Consider the following 11,904-nt stretch of genomic DNA (forward strand, 5'->3'; position numbering starts at 1 on the left):
TGTAAGGGGAATTCCGTGAAACCTGCTGCTCGTCGCCGCGCCCGTGAGTGTGCCGTTCAGGCGCTCTACTCCTGGCAGTTGTCCCAGAACGACATCGCTGATGTCGAATACCAGTTCCTGGCGGAACAGGACGTAAAAGATGTTGATGTTCTGTATTTCCGCGAACTGCTGTCCGGAGTGGCGACTAACAGCGCGTACCTCGACGGCCTGATGAAGCCCTACCTGTCCCGTCAGCTGGAAGAGCTGGGTCAGGTGGAAAAAGCGGTGCTGCGTATCGCGCTGTTTGAGCTGTCCAAACGCGATGACGTACCGTATAAAGTGGCCATCAATGAAGCTATCGAACTGGCGAAAACCTTCGGCGCTGAAGATAGCCACAAGTTCGTCAACGGTGTGCTGGACAAAGCGGCTCCGGTAATTCGTCCCCACAAGAAGTAAACTGCAGGCCGGGTTTTGCGAGGGTCGTCTCGCAACCCGGCCTTATTTATTATTTTGCTGAGGCATAACGTATGGCATGTGGCGAATTCTCCCTGATTGCCCGTTATTTTGATCGCGTTAAAAGCGCTCGTCTTGATGTCGAGACCGGTATCGGCGACGACTGCGCTCTCCTGAATATTCCCGAGAAAAAAACGCTGGCAATCAGCACCGACACTCTGGTGGCGGGCAATCACTTCTTACCCGATATCGACCCGGCCGACCTCGCCTATAAAGCCCTGGCGGTGAACCTGAGCGACCTCGCAGCGATGGGCGCGGAGCCGGCGTGGCTCACCCTGGCGCTGACCTTGCCGGAGGTGGATGAAGCCTGGCTGGAAGCCTTCAGCGACAGCCTGTTTGTCCAGCTTGACTACTACGATATGCAGCTGATTGGCGGCGACACCACCCGTGGCCCGCTCGCCATGACCCTGGGTATACACGGCTTTGTGCCGCCTGGGCGCGCCATGAAACGTTCAGGTGCGAAGCCGGGAGACTGGATCTATGTCACCGGTACCCCGGGGGACAGCGCCGCCGGCCTGGCGCTGTTGCAGAACCGGCTGACGGTGGATACGCCGACTGACGCCGACTATTTGCTGGCCCGTCACCTGCGTCCGATGCCCCGCGTGCTGCAGGGCCAGGCGCTGCGCGACCTGGCGACGTCGGCGATCGATCTCTCCGACGGCCTGATCTCCGATCTGGGTCATATTCTCAAAGCCAGCGGCTGCGGCGCGCGTATCGAGCTTGATGCCATGCCGTACTCTGACGCGATGCTACGCCAGGTTGATTCTGAGCAGGCGCTGCGCTGGGCGCTCGCCGGTGGCGAAGACTACGAGCTGTGCTTTACCGTACCGGAACTGAACCGTGGGGCGCTGGACGTGGCCCTTGGCCATCTTGGCGCGCGTTTTACCTGTATCGGACAGATTGCGCCGGAGAGCGAAGGTCTGCAGTTTATCCGCGACGGTAAGCCGGTCACGCTTGATTTAAAGGGATACGATCACTTTGCGTAGTCGAGACGAGGCGCTTAGCCGCCTGAGTATGCGTAATCCATGGCATCTGCTGGCGACCGGCTTTGGCAGCGGCTTAAGCCCGGTGGTGCCGGGCACGATGGGGTCGCTGGCGGCGATCCCGTTCTGGTATCTGATGACTTTTCTCCCCTGGCAGCTCTACTCGCTGGTGGTGATGATGAGCATCTGTATCGGGGTCTATCTGTGCCATCGCACGGCCAAAGATATGGGCACCCATGACCACGGCAGCATCGTCTGGGACGAGTTCGTCGGGATGTGGATCACCCTGATGGCGCTGCCGACCCTGGACTGGCAGTGGGTGGCCGCCGGCTTCGTCATTTTCCGTATCTTCGATATGTGGAAACCGTGGCCGATTCGCTGGTTTGACCGCAATATTCACGGCGGAATGGGGATCATGGTGGACGATATCGTCGCCGGCGTGATCTCCGCCGGCGTGCTGTATGTTATTGGCCATCACTGGCCCATCGGTCTGCTTTGACCGCTTCTCCCCGGCAGCGCCATGCTGTCGGGGAAACCACGCCCGTCACTTAAATCCCACCACCGGATGCGGCTGATAGGGCGCCTCCAGTTTGTCGATCTGTTCCGGAGATAGCGTCAAATCCACCGCCTGCAACAGGTCATCGAGCTGTTCCTGACGCGACGGACCGATAATTGGCGCGGCGACGCCGGGCTTGCTTAACAGCCAGGCGAGGGCGACCTGCGCGCGACTGGCGTCGAGCTCTTCCGCCACGTCCGCGAGATTCCCGGCGATCTGCGCGTCGTTCTCTTCGCTGGTGCTGTAAAGCGATTTGCCGAACTCATCCGAGACCAGCCGGGCGGTGGTCTCACCCCATGGGCGGGTCAGCCTGCCGCGCGCCAGCGGGCTCCACGGGATCACCGCCACGCCGTTACGCTGGCACAGGGGCAGCATCTCATTCTCTTCTTCCCGGTAAATCAGGTTGTAGTGATCCTGCATGGTGACGAAGCGCGCCCAGCCGTTCTGCTGCTGAAGCGCCAGCGCCTGGGCAAACTGCCGGGCATGCATGGACGAGGCTCCGATATAGCGCGCTTTGCCGGCTTTCACCACCTCGTCCAGCGCTTCGAGCGTCTCTTCAATCGGGGTGCTGTAGTCCCAGCGGTGGATCTGCAACAGGTCGACATAGTCCATACCGAGACGGCGCAGGCTGTCGTCGATAGAGCGCAGGATCTGCGCCCGGGAAAGCCCTTCCGCCAGATCGCCGACCTGGTGATAGACCTTGGTGGCGACAACCACCTCGTCGCGGCGGGCAAAGTCGCGCAGAGCGCGGCCGACGATCTCTTCGCTACTGCCGTCGGAGTAGCTGTTTGCGGTATCGAAGAAGTTGATGCCGCCTTCAATGGCGTGCTGGATGAGCGGGCGACTGCTCTCTTCCGGAAGCGTCCAGGCGTGTCTGCCGCGGTCCGGCTCGCCGAAGGTCATGCAGCCGAGGCAGAGTCGGGAAACACGTAAGGCAGTATCGCCGAGGGGGATATAGTGCATGGTGCGCTCCTGCTATTCATCAAGGGTATCCCTTAAGCATAGCAGGAGCGGGAGGGGCGATTATGCCAGCCAGTCGAGGATTTTGGCTTCAATACCGGCGGCATCGAGGCCGAGGTCGGCGCGGATCTCTTCCTGAGTGCCCTGCGGAATAAAGACGTCCGGCAGGCCAATATTGAGCACCGGTACCGCCCGGCGATGGGCCATCAGCACTTCATTCACGCCGCTGCCGGCGCCGCCCATAATGGCGTTCTCTTCCAGCGTCACCAGAACGTCGTGCTCGCCTGCCAGCTGCAGAATCAGCGCGGTATCCAGCGGCTTCACAAAGCGCATGTCCACCAGGGTGGCGTTGAGTTTGTCCGCCACCGCTGCGGCCTCCGGCAGCAGGGTGCCGAAGTTGAGGATCGCTACCTTCTCGCCCTGGCGTTTCACTACCCCTTTGCCGATCGGCAGCGATGCCAGCGGCTCCAGCGTCGCGCCGGTGCCGCTGCCGCGCGGATAGCGCACCGCGCAGGGGCCGTCGCTGTAGTGGTAGCCGGTGTACAGCATCTGGCGGCATTCATTTTCATCGCTCGGCGTCATCACCACCATATCCGGAATACAGCGCAGGAAGGAGAGATCGAACGCCCCCTGATGCGTCTGGCCGTCTGCGCCGACAATCCCGGCGCGGTCGATGGCAAACAGCACCGGCAGCTTCTGAATAGCCACATCGTGGATCACCTGATCGTAGGCTCGCTGCAGGAAGGTGGAGTAGATGGCCACCACTGGTTTGTAGTCGCCAATCGCCAGTCCGGCGGCGAAGGTGACTGCATGCTGCTCGGCGATGGCGACATCAAAGTACTGATCGGGGAATTTCTTCGAAAATTCCACCATCCCTGAACCTTCGCGCATCGCCGGGGTGATGGCCATCAGCTTGCTGTCTTTGGCCGCCGTTTCGCACAGCCAGTCGCCGAAGATTTTCGAATAGGAAGGGAGACCGCCGCTGCTTTTGGGCAGTACGCCGCTGGTATGGTCGAACTTTGGCACCGCGTGGAAAGTGATCGGGTCTTTCTCGGCGGGCTCATAGCCGCGGCCTTTTTTGGTCATAATATGCAGGAACTGCGGGCCCTTCAGGTCGCGCATGTTCTTCAGGGTGCTGACCAGACCGAGCACATCGTGGCCATCCACCGGGCCGATGTAGTTAAAGCCCAGCTCTTCAAACAGCGTCCCAGGCACCACCATGCCTTTGATATGCTCTTCGGTCCGCTTAAGCAGCTCTTTAATCGGCGGTACGCCGGAAAAGACCTTTTTGCCGCCTTCGCGCAGGGTGGAGTAGAGCTTACCGGAGAGCAGCTGCGCCAGATGATTATTCAGCGCCCCGACGTTCTCGGAGATCGACATTTCATTGTCATTCAGCACCACCAGCAGGTCGGGTTTGATATCCCCGGCGTGGTTCATCGCTTCAAACGCCATCCCGGCGGTGATCGCCCCGTCGCCAATCACGCACACCGCGCGCCGCTGTTTATCCTCTTTCGCGGCGGCGATAGCCACCCCGATGCCAGCGGAAATGGAGGTGGAGGAGTGACCGACGCTCAGCACGTCGTACTCGCTTTCACCGCGCCACGGGAAGGGGTGCAGGCCGCCTTTCTGGCGAATGGTGCCGATTTTGTCGCGGCGGCCGGTCAGAATTTTATGCGGGTAGGCCTGGTGACCGACGTCCCAGATCAGGCGATCGAAGGGCGTGTTATAGACGTAGTGCAGCGCCACGGTCAGTTCCACCGTGCCGAGGCCAGAGGCAAAGTGACCGCTGGAGCGGCTGACGCTGTCCAACAGGTAGCGCCGCAGCTCATCACACAGCTTCGGCAGGCTCTCTTTTGGCAACAGGCGCAACTCCTGGGTGGAATCTACCAGCGCCAGGGTCGGGTATTTGGCAATATCAAAACTCATCAGAGACTCATTTATTGTTTATTTATCGCGCTGAATAATGTAATTCGCGAGCGCTTCCAGTGCCGAAGTATCCAGAGATTGTGCGGCCAGTTCATCTAACGAACGGCGGGCATCAGCGATCAGGTCGTGCGCTTTCTTCCGGGCTTGCTCAAGACCCAGGAGGGCGGGATAGGTGCTTTTACCCAATTGCTGGTCGGCACCCTGACGTTTGCCAAGGGTCGCAGTATCCCCTACCACGTCGAGAATGTCATCCTGGACCTGGAAGGCCAGGCCGATATTTTCCGCATAGCGATCCAGCGCGGGCAGGGCGGCACGCCCGCGCTCGCCGGCGCTCAGCGCCCCCATGCGGACGGCGGCGCGGATTAGCGCGCCCGTTTTGTGGCGGTGGATACGTTCCAGCGCCTGCAGATTCACCTGCTGTCCTTCCGCCTGTAGATCCAGCGCCTGGCCGCCGCACATGCCCGCCACGCCGCTGGCCTGCGCCAGTTCGGAAACCATCGCCAGACGATCCCGGTCAGGGACGTCCGTCATCGGCGCATCACTGAGTATAGAGAACGCCAGCGTTTGCAGGGCATCTCCCGCAAGAATTGCGTTGGCTTCGCCAAATTTAATATGGCAGGTCGGCAGTCCGCGACGCAGATCGTCATCATCCATCGCCGGCAAATCATCATGCATCAGAGAATAAGCATGAATGCATTCGACCGCGGCGGCAGGGGCATCCAGCGTGGTGCGGCTCACGCCGAACATCTCGCCGGTAGCGTAGACAAGGAAGGGACGCAGGCGTTTACCGCCTAAGAGTGCGCCATAATGCATCGCTTCCACCAGCGGAGTGTTCTGAAAGGGCTGCGGCGCGATAAAACGGCGCAGCGCCTCGTTAGCCTGTTCCACACAGGCCTGCAATTGTTGCGGGAAATCCATTTATTCAGCGTCCGGCGTAAAAGGCGTGGTCGGGGAATCTTCACTATCCGCCAGCAGGATCTGCACGCGCTGTTCGGCCTGCTGCAGCTGGCTTTGCCCCTGGCGGGCCAGCTGGACCCCGCGCTCAAATTCGCTGAGCGCTTCTTCTAACGGCAAATCGCCGCTTTCCAGACGGTTTACGATCTGCTCCAGTTCGCCCAGTGCAGTTTCAAAGCTGGCCGGGGCCTCATTTTTCTTTGGCATAGTGAATATAGACTCTTGTTATTTCGCGACGGCAATACCGGGTATGGTAACGAAGTCACGCGTGTAAGCAAATAACGCGCAATGGTGATATACTCCGCGCCCAGGATGCAGGCACCGGTGTGCGCTGCTTTACAACTTTTGCTTAAAGCCCCGTCGGGCTTGCCAACGAACTATTGTCGCCATGAAGTTTATCATTAAATTGTTCCCGGAAATCACCATCAAAAGCCAATCTGTGCGGTTGCGCTTCATTAAAATCTTAACCGGGAACATTCGTAACGTTCTCAAAAACTATGACGAGACGCTGGCCGTCGTTCGCCATTGGGATCATATCGAAGTTCGCGCGAAAGATGAAAATCAGCGCCCGGCTATTCGCGATGCGCTGACCCGTATTCCCGGCATCCACCATATTCTGGAAGTCGAAGACGTACCGTTCACCTCGCTGCACGATATTTTTGAGCAGACGCTGCCGCTGTGGCGCGAGGCGCTGGAAGGCAAAACCTTCTGCGTGCGGGTGAAGCGTCGCGGCAAACATGAATTCACCTCAATTGAGGTAGAGCGTTACGTCGGCGGCGGCCTGAATCAGCATATTGAAACGGCGCGCGTGAAGCTGACCGACCCGGACGTTACCGTCAATCTTGAGATTGAAAACGATCGCCTGCTGCTGGTGAAAGGCCGCTATGAAGGTATCGGCGGCTTCCCGATTGGCACGCAGGAAGATGTGCTGTCGCTGATTTCCGGCGGCTTTGACTCCGGCGTCTCCAGCTACATGCTGATGCGCCGCGGCTGCCGCGTGCACTACTGCTTCTTTAACCTTGGCGGCGCCGCCCATGAGATTGGCGTCCGCCAGGTCGCGCATTACCTGTGGAACCGCTTCGGCAGCTCTCACCGCGTTCGCTTTGTGGCGATTAACTTTGAGCCGGTGGTCGGCGAAATCCTTGAAAAAGTGGATGACGGCCAGATGGGCGTGGTGCTCAAGCGCATGATGGTCCGCGCCGCGTCAAAAGTCGCGGAACGCTACGGCGTGCAGGCGCTGGTCACCGGCGAAGCGCTGGGTCAGGTCTCCAGTCAGACTCTCACCAACCTGCGCCTGATCGACAACGTCTCCGATACCCTGATCCTGCGTCCGCTGATTTCACACGATAAAGAGCACATCATCGACCTGGCCCGCGAGATCGGTACGGAAGATTTCGCCCGCACGATGCCGGAGTACTGCGGCGTGATCTCCAAGAGCCCGACCGTGAAGGCGGTGAAGGCGAAGATTGAAGCGGAAGAAGAACACTTCGATTTCAGCATCCTCGATAAAGTGGTGGAAGAGGCGAGCAATATCGATATCCGCGAAATCGCCCAGCAGACGGAAGAGACGGTGGTGGAAGTGGAAACCGTGAACGGCTTTGGCGCCAACGACGCGATCCTCGACATTCGCTCCATCGACGAGCAGGAAGACAAGCCGCTTAAGGTCGAGGGGGTTGAAGTTGTTTCTCTGCCGTTCTACAAGCTGAGCACCAAGTTTGGCGATCTCGATCAGAGTAAAACCTGGCTGCTGTGGTGCGAACGCGGAGTGATGAGCCGTCTGCAGGCGCTTTATTTGCGCGAGCAGGGCTTCAGCAACGTGAAAGTTTATCGCCCGTAACAGGTTGTTATGATGCAAAAGGCCTTCCCTGATGGAAGGCCTTTTTACTATTGGCAGGGGAGTGTATTAGCGCAGGGTCAGCGCCAGGTCATTGAGTTGATCGATGACAATATTCCAGCCCTCGAAAAATCCCATCTGCTCATGCTGCTCGCGGGTTTCATCATCGGCATGCAGCACTGTGGCCGTATAGCGACACCCGCCCTGTTCATCGGCAAAAGTGATGATGGCCGTCATCGCGAAGGGGGAAACGGCGGGGCGATAATCCGCCGTCAGCATCGAGGTCATGACGATTTTTTGTTGCGGGATAACCTCAAGAAAACAGCCGGGGTTATCGCTGCGTTCACCGTCAGGGCCGTGCATCACGGTGTGAAAGGCCCCGCCGGCGCGAAAATCAAAGGTCAGAACCTCGGTTTGCCAGGGCTTCGGGCACCACCAGGTTCGTAGTAATGCCGGGTCGGCCCACGCGCGCCACAGGGCTGCGGCGGGCGCGCTGAGCAGGCGGCTGATAACAAGATCGCGAGAATCGGTTGCGCTACGGGACATGCTACGACTCCTCAGGAAAAGGGGGAGCCAGTCCGCGGCGCGGACCGGCTATCAGGCTTCGTAGTAATTATAGATGCCGGCGGCCATCACCAACTGTGAGGCGACCTCATACGCTTTCTCGCGCCCCACCAGCAGATCGATCATTTTCAGGGCGAAATCAATCGATGTCCCTGGACCCTGGCTGGTTAACAGATTCACCCGCGGATCCCAGACCACCCGCTTATCCTGCCACTGATCGGCGGGGATCTGCGCCTTCAGCGCTGGAAAACCGGTCATGTTGCCGATCGGGAACAGATGATGAGGTACCAGCACGGTCGCCGGAGCGGCGCAGATAGCGGCCACAATGCGCCCAGAGAGATGAAACTGGCGGACGGTTTCCACCAACAGCGGGCTGTCGCGAAAGCACTCCGCTCCCTTGAGGCCGCCCGGGAGGACGATAATATCGAAATCGCCATCGGCCACCTCGACCAGAGGAGCATCCGCCAGCAGCTTGACGCCGCGCGAGCAGACGATGGTCAGGCCGCCGTCGCTGGCGACGCTGGCGGTGGTCACCTTCACCCCGCCGCGGACCAGCAGGTCGATAGTGGTGACCGCTTCGGTCTCTTCGCTACCAGGGGCGAGGCAAATCAGTGCCGACGCGCTCATATTCATTCTCCTTACGCTTGACCAGTTCAAATAAGCGGGCGTTTTCCGGTACGGCAACGCCGTGGGCGCGGGCGCGGTTGAGCAGAAAACCGGTGATATAGTCGATCTCCGTGTGCCGCTGGGCGCGAACGTCCTGCAGCATGGATGAGATATTTTCTGCCGTACTTTCAATCACCTGTTCGACATAAAATAGCAGGTTTTCTGCCGAGGTATGAATACCTTCGCGCTCCATCACTGCCGCCACCTCGCGACAAATGGCCGCAACTTCCTGCGGATAGTCGCGCAGATCGCCATTTTTACACCCTTTTATCGCGGTCAGGGGGTTAATCACGCAGTTAACCGCGAGTTTGCGCCAGGTGGCCGAGAAAATATTGTTGTGCCAGGCGACATCCGGCAGCACGTTCTGCAGCACTTCAGCGAGGTAGCTGTAGTCCTGTTCGTAGCTTTTCGCCGGCCCGATATGCGTGGTGCCCTGGGCGACGTGGATGATGACATTCCCGTCGCGGCGCGCCGCCTGGGTGGTGGAGGCCAGCAGCAACGGCTGTTTCACGCTGCGCAGCTCCTCGACGGTTCCCATGCCGTTATGCACCAGCACAATCGGCGTGGTGTCCGGCAGGATCGCGGCCAGGTGCTTCACCGCGTTTGAAACCTGCCAGGCTTTTAAAGTGACAATCAGCAGCTCGCTGCTGGCAAGAAAATCGGGATCGTTGGCCGTCAGCGACTCGTTGAACACCGAGCCGTCGGTTTCAATGACGTTGACGCTACAGAATGGCTGCGGCACGCGCAGCCAGCCCTGGACTTCATGTCCCTGTTTGCACAACGCGGTCAGCCATAGTTGTCCCAGTGCACCGCATCCCAGTACGGTTACTTTCATTGTTCCTCCTCATCTGCCGCTACCCCAGGCGCTGATGACTAAAGTCTATCTCGTCGCTTTTCGCATCGTCGCACGGAAAGGGGGTTTCGGCGTCGTCGGGCAGCATGGGGAAAATAGCGCGAGCGTTGCGTAATCAGCTAAGCTTCCGGGATAACAAGTTGAGTTATGCCGCGTTGCAGGTATTATGCAACGCAAAAGAAACGGAAGGAGAGGAAAAGATGCCATCTTTCGATATTGTCTCTGAAGTTGATCTTCAGGAAGCCCGTAACGCGGTAGACAACGCGAGCCGCGAAGTCGAGTCGCGTTTTGATTTTCGTGGCGTTGAAGCCACGTTTGAATTAAACGACGCCAACAAGACCATTAAAGTGCTGAGCGAGTCTGACTTCCAGGTGAACCAGCTGCTGGATATCCTGCGCGCCAAGCTGCTCAAGCGCGGCATTGAAGGCACCTCCCTCGACGTGCCGGAAGATATCGTACACAGCGGTAAAACCTGGTTTGTTGAAGCGAAGCTGAAGCAGGGCATTGAAAGCGCGGTGCAGAAGAAGATCGTTAAACTGATCAAAGACAGCAAGCTGAAAGTGCAGGCCCAGATTCAGGGCGAAGAGATCCGCGTGACCGGTAAGTCCCGCGACGATCTGCAGTCGGTGATGGCGCTTGTGCGCGGTGGCGATCTGGGACAACCGTTCCAGTTCAAAAACTTCCGCGACTAAGGCGGCCGACAGACAGCAAAAAGCGGGGAATTCCCCGCTTTTTTTATACCCCTTTGATGAGCTGCTCTATCTCAAAGCGGTTGGTGACTTTGCTGTCGATTTTGATATACACCGAACGCTCCTCGGGCACCACCAGCGCCTGATGAACCCCGCTGGCATTCAGCAGACGCGCCTGCAGCGCGCTGTCGACCACCACGCCGTCCGGTACCTCTACCCGCAGGCTGCTGACGTAGGGCGGCTCGCTCATGGTGCTGGCCACCAGCAGCCACAGCATCGCCAGCAGGGCGCCCAGCAGAAACACGGTCTGCGAATCAAAGAAACCATCGACCCAACCGCCAAGGGCGCCGCCAATCGCCACCCCGAGGAACTGGCTGGTGGAGTAGACGCCCATCGCGGTGCCTTTGTAGCCCGCCGGCGACTCTTTGCTAATCAACGACGGCAGCAGCGCTTCCAGCAGGTTAAACGCCAGGAAGAAGAGCTGAACGCCCGCCACCAGCTCCCAGAAGTAGCCTCCTGCGCCCCAGAGGACAATCTCCGCAATCAGCAGGATGGCGACGCAGAGCAAAAAGACGCGCTTCATCTTACGCTTCACTTCGGCGTAGATGATAAACGGCACCACCGAGATGAAGGAGATAACCATGGTGACCAGGTAAATCTTCCAGTGCTCGGCGGCCGGGAAGCCGGCGGCCTCCAGCTGTCCGGGCAGCGCGACAAAAGTGGACATCAGCATGATGTGCAGGCACATGATGCCAAAGTTGAGCTTCAACAGGCGCGGCTCCGCCAGCACCTTGCTAAAGCAGCCCTTCACCATCCCGGATTCGCGGTTAAGCACGTGGTTCTGGCTGTTGGGAACCACCCACAGGGTGAGCAGAATGCCGACGGTCGCCAGGATGGCGATCATCCAGAACAGGGCGTGCAGACCCAGCTGATGGGTAATAATCGGCCCCAGCACCATGGCGATAGCGAAAGTGACGCCGAAGCTGACGCCAATAAACGCCATCGCTTTAGTGCGGTTCTGTTCGCGGGTGAGATCGGAGAGCAGGGCCATGACCGCGGCGGCGATGGCGCCGGAGCCCTGAAGGGCGCGGCCAAGAATGATGCCCCAGATGGAGTCGGTGAGCGCGGCGATGACGCTGCCGAGCACGAAAATAAGCAGGCCGCCGACGATCAACGGCTTACGGCCAATACGGTCAGATAACAGTCCAAAGGGGATCTGGAACACCGCCTGCGCCAGACCGTAGATGCCGATCGCCAGGCCAATCAGCGCTTCACTGGCGCCCTGCAATGCCATGCCATACGTGGTCAGAACCGGCAGGACCATAAACATGCCAAGCATGCGCAGGGAGAATACCGTCCCCAAACCCCAGGTCGCGCGCAGTTCCCCTGGCGTCATTTTGTTATCGTTCATTACCACCTCAATATAA

The 11,904-nt window shown here is 59.1% G+C and carries 13 protein-coding genes; 5 read left to right on the top strand and 8 right to left on the bottom strand.

What is annotated here, in order from left to right; all coding sequences use genetic code 11:
* The first annotated feature begins 15 nt into the window (after positions 1-15).
* The 3 genes from nusB (at position 16) to pgpA (ending at position 1,974) form a co-directional block, all read left to right on the top strand.
* Positions 16-435, top strand: coding sequence for a transcription antitermination factor NusB (nusB, locus tag ACQUTP_RS08750; RefSeq protein WP_004204833.1), 420 nt, complete (start codon positions 16-18; stop codon positions 433-435).
* A gap of 71 nt (positions 436-506) precedes the next feature.
* Entirely contained in the window at positions 507-1,478 is a 972-nt protein-coding gene (thiL, locus tag ACQUTP_RS08755; protein WP_004204831.1) for a thiamine-phosphate kinase, read from the top strand.
* On the top strand, positions 1,471-1,974 hold the full coding sequence (gene pgpA, locus ACQUTP_RS08760) for a phosphatidylglycerophosphatase A (protein ID WP_004177266.1): 504 nt from the start codon (positions 1,471-1,473) through the stop codon (positions 1,972-1,974). The genes thiL and pgpA overlap by 8 nt, the downstream gene beginning before the upstream one ends.
* A 45-nt stretch (positions 1,975-2,019) precedes the next feature.
* Here pgpA and ACQUTP_RS08765 read toward each other — a convergent pair whose 3' ends face one another.
* The 4 genes from ACQUTP_RS08765 to xseB are packed head-to-tail and all read right to left on the bottom strand — an operon-like array spanning position 2,020 to position 6,078.
* Positions 2,020-2,994, bottom strand: a complete 975-nt coding sequence (locus ACQUTP_RS08765; protein WP_017898927.1) for an aldo/keto reductase — start codon at positions 2,992-2,994, stop codon at positions 2,020-2,022.
* A gap of 60 nt (positions 2,995-3,054) precedes the next feature.
* Positions 3,055-4,917, bottom strand: a complete 1,863-nt coding sequence (gene dxs, locus ACQUTP_RS08770; protein WP_004204827.1) for a 1-deoxy-D-xylulose-5-phosphate synthase — start codon at positions 4,915-4,917, stop codon at positions 3,055-3,057.
* A gap of 18 nt (positions 4,918-4,935) precedes the next feature.
* A complete protein-coding gene (gene ispA, locus ACQUTP_RS08775) occupies positions 4,936-5,835 on the bottom strand; it encodes a (2E,6E)-farnesyl diphosphate synthase (RefSeq protein ID WP_004204826.1) in 900 nt (299 codons plus the stop codon).
* Positions 5,836-6,078 carry an exodeoxyribonuclease VII small subunit gene (gene xseB / locus ACQUTP_RS08780; protein ID WP_004204824.1) on the bottom strand — a complete coding sequence of 81 codons (243 nt, stop codon included), beginning with the start codon at positions 6,076-6,078 and terminating at the stop codon, positions 5,836-5,838.
* 181 nt (positions 6,079-6,259) lie between these two features.
* Between xseB and thiI the strand changes: the two genes are divergently transcribed.
* A complete protein-coding gene (gene thiI, locus ACQUTP_RS08785) occupies positions 6,260-7,708 on the top strand; it encodes a tRNA uracil 4-sulfurtransferase ThiI (protein ID WP_004204823.1) in 1,449 nt (482 codons plus the stop codon).
* A gap of 66 nt (positions 7,709-7,774) precedes the next feature.
* On the opposite strand, the gene ACQUTP_RS08790 is transcribed toward thiI, so the two are convergent.
* Genes ACQUTP_RS08790 through panE form a run of 3 tightly spaced genes read right to left on the bottom strand, consistent with a single transcriptional unit; the run spans position 7,775 to position 9,770 of the window.
* Complete coding sequence (locus tag ACQUTP_RS08790) at positions 7,775-8,251, bottom strand: SRPBCC family protein (RefSeq protein ID WP_048323159.1); 477 nt, start codon at positions 8,249-8,251, stop codon at positions 7,775-7,777.
* A gap of 51 nt (positions 8,252-8,302) precedes the next feature.
* The gene (gene yajL, locus ACQUTP_RS08795) at positions 8,303-8,896 is read right to left on the bottom strand and encodes a protein deglycase YajL (RefSeq protein WP_004204820.1); all 594 of its coding nucleotides are present in this window, start codon (positions 8,894-8,896) and stop codon (positions 8,303-8,305) included.
* A complete protein-coding gene (gene panE / locus ACQUTP_RS08800; RefSeq protein WP_017898925.1) occupies positions 8,859-9,770 on the bottom strand; it encodes a 2-dehydropantoate 2-reductase in 912 nt (303 codons plus the stop codon). Before panE ends, yajL begins: the two co-directional genes overlap by 38 nt.
* 218 nt (positions 9,771-9,988) lie before the next feature.
* Between panE and ACQUTP_RS08805 the strand changes: the two genes are divergently transcribed.
* Positions 9,989-10,480, top strand: a complete 492-nt coding sequence (locus ACQUTP_RS08805) for a YajQ family cyclic di-GMP-binding protein (protein ID WP_002891465.1) — start codon at positions 9,989-9,991, stop codon at positions 10,478-10,480.
* Positions 10,481-10,523: 43 nt separating this feature from the next.
* Here the strand turns inward: ACQUTP_RS08805 and ACQUTP_RS08810 are convergent, their stop codons facing one another.
* On the bottom strand, positions 10,524-11,888 hold the full coding sequence (locus ACQUTP_RS08810; protein WP_004204817.1) for an MFS transporter: 1,365 nt from the start codon (positions 11,886-11,888) through the stop codon (positions 10,524-10,526).
* Positions 11,889-11,904 lie beyond the last annotated feature (16 nt).

This window comes from Klebsiella sp. 2-CIP_Kleb., assembly GCF_050378715.1.
GTDB classification, from domain to species: domain Bacteria; phylum Pseudomonadota; class Gammaproteobacteria; order Enterobacterales; family Enterobacteriaceae; genus Klebsiella; species Klebsiella quasipneumoniae.

What these genes read in the sequence shown, in the direction of transcription:
- ACQUTP_RS08810 (WP_004204817.1), bottom strand. Translation starts at nt 11,888, where the DNA reads ATGAACGATAACAAAATGACGCCAGGGGAACTGCGCGCGACCTGGGGT.
- dxs (WP_004204827.1), bottom strand. Translation starts at nt 4,917, where the DNA reads ATGAGTTTTGATATTGCCAAATACCCGACCCTGGCGCTGGTAGATTCC.
- thiL (WP_004204831.1), top strand. Translation starts at nt 507, where the DNA reads ATGGCATGTGGCGAATTCTCCCTGATTGCCCGTTATTTTGATCGCGTT.
- ispA (WP_004204826.1), bottom strand. Translation starts at nt 5,835, where the DNA reads ATGGATTTCCCGCAACAATTGCAGGCCTGTGTGGAACAGGCTAACGAG.
- ACQUTP_RS08790 (WP_048323159.1), bottom strand. Translation starts at nt 8,251, where the DNA reads ATGTCCCGTAGCGCAACCGATTCTCGCGATCTTGTTATCAGCCGCCTG.
- ACQUTP_RS08805 (WP_002891465.1), top strand. Translation starts at nt 9,989, where the DNA reads ATGCCATCTTTCGATATTGTCTCTGAAGTTGATCTTCAGGAAGCCCGT.
- yajL (WP_004204820.1), bottom strand. Translation starts at nt 8,896, where the DNA reads ATGAGCGCGTCGGCACTGATTTGCCTCGCCCCTGGTAGCGAAGAGACC.
- xseB (WP_004204824.1), bottom strand. Translation starts at nt 6,078, where the DNA reads ATGCCAAAGAAAAATGAGGCCCCGGCCAGCTTTGAAACTGCACTGGGC.
- thiI (WP_004204823.1), top strand. Translation starts at nt 6,260, where the DNA reads ATGAAGTTTATCATTAAATTGTTCCCGGAAATCACCATCAAAAGCCAA.
- panE (WP_017898925.1), bottom strand. Translation starts at nt 9,770, where the DNA reads ATGAAAGTAACCGTACTGGGATGCGGTGCACTGGGACAACTATGGCTG.
- ACQUTP_RS08765 (WP_017898927.1), bottom strand. Translation starts at nt 2,994, where the DNA reads ATGCACTATATCCCCCTCGGCGATACTGCCTTACGTGTTTCCCGACTC.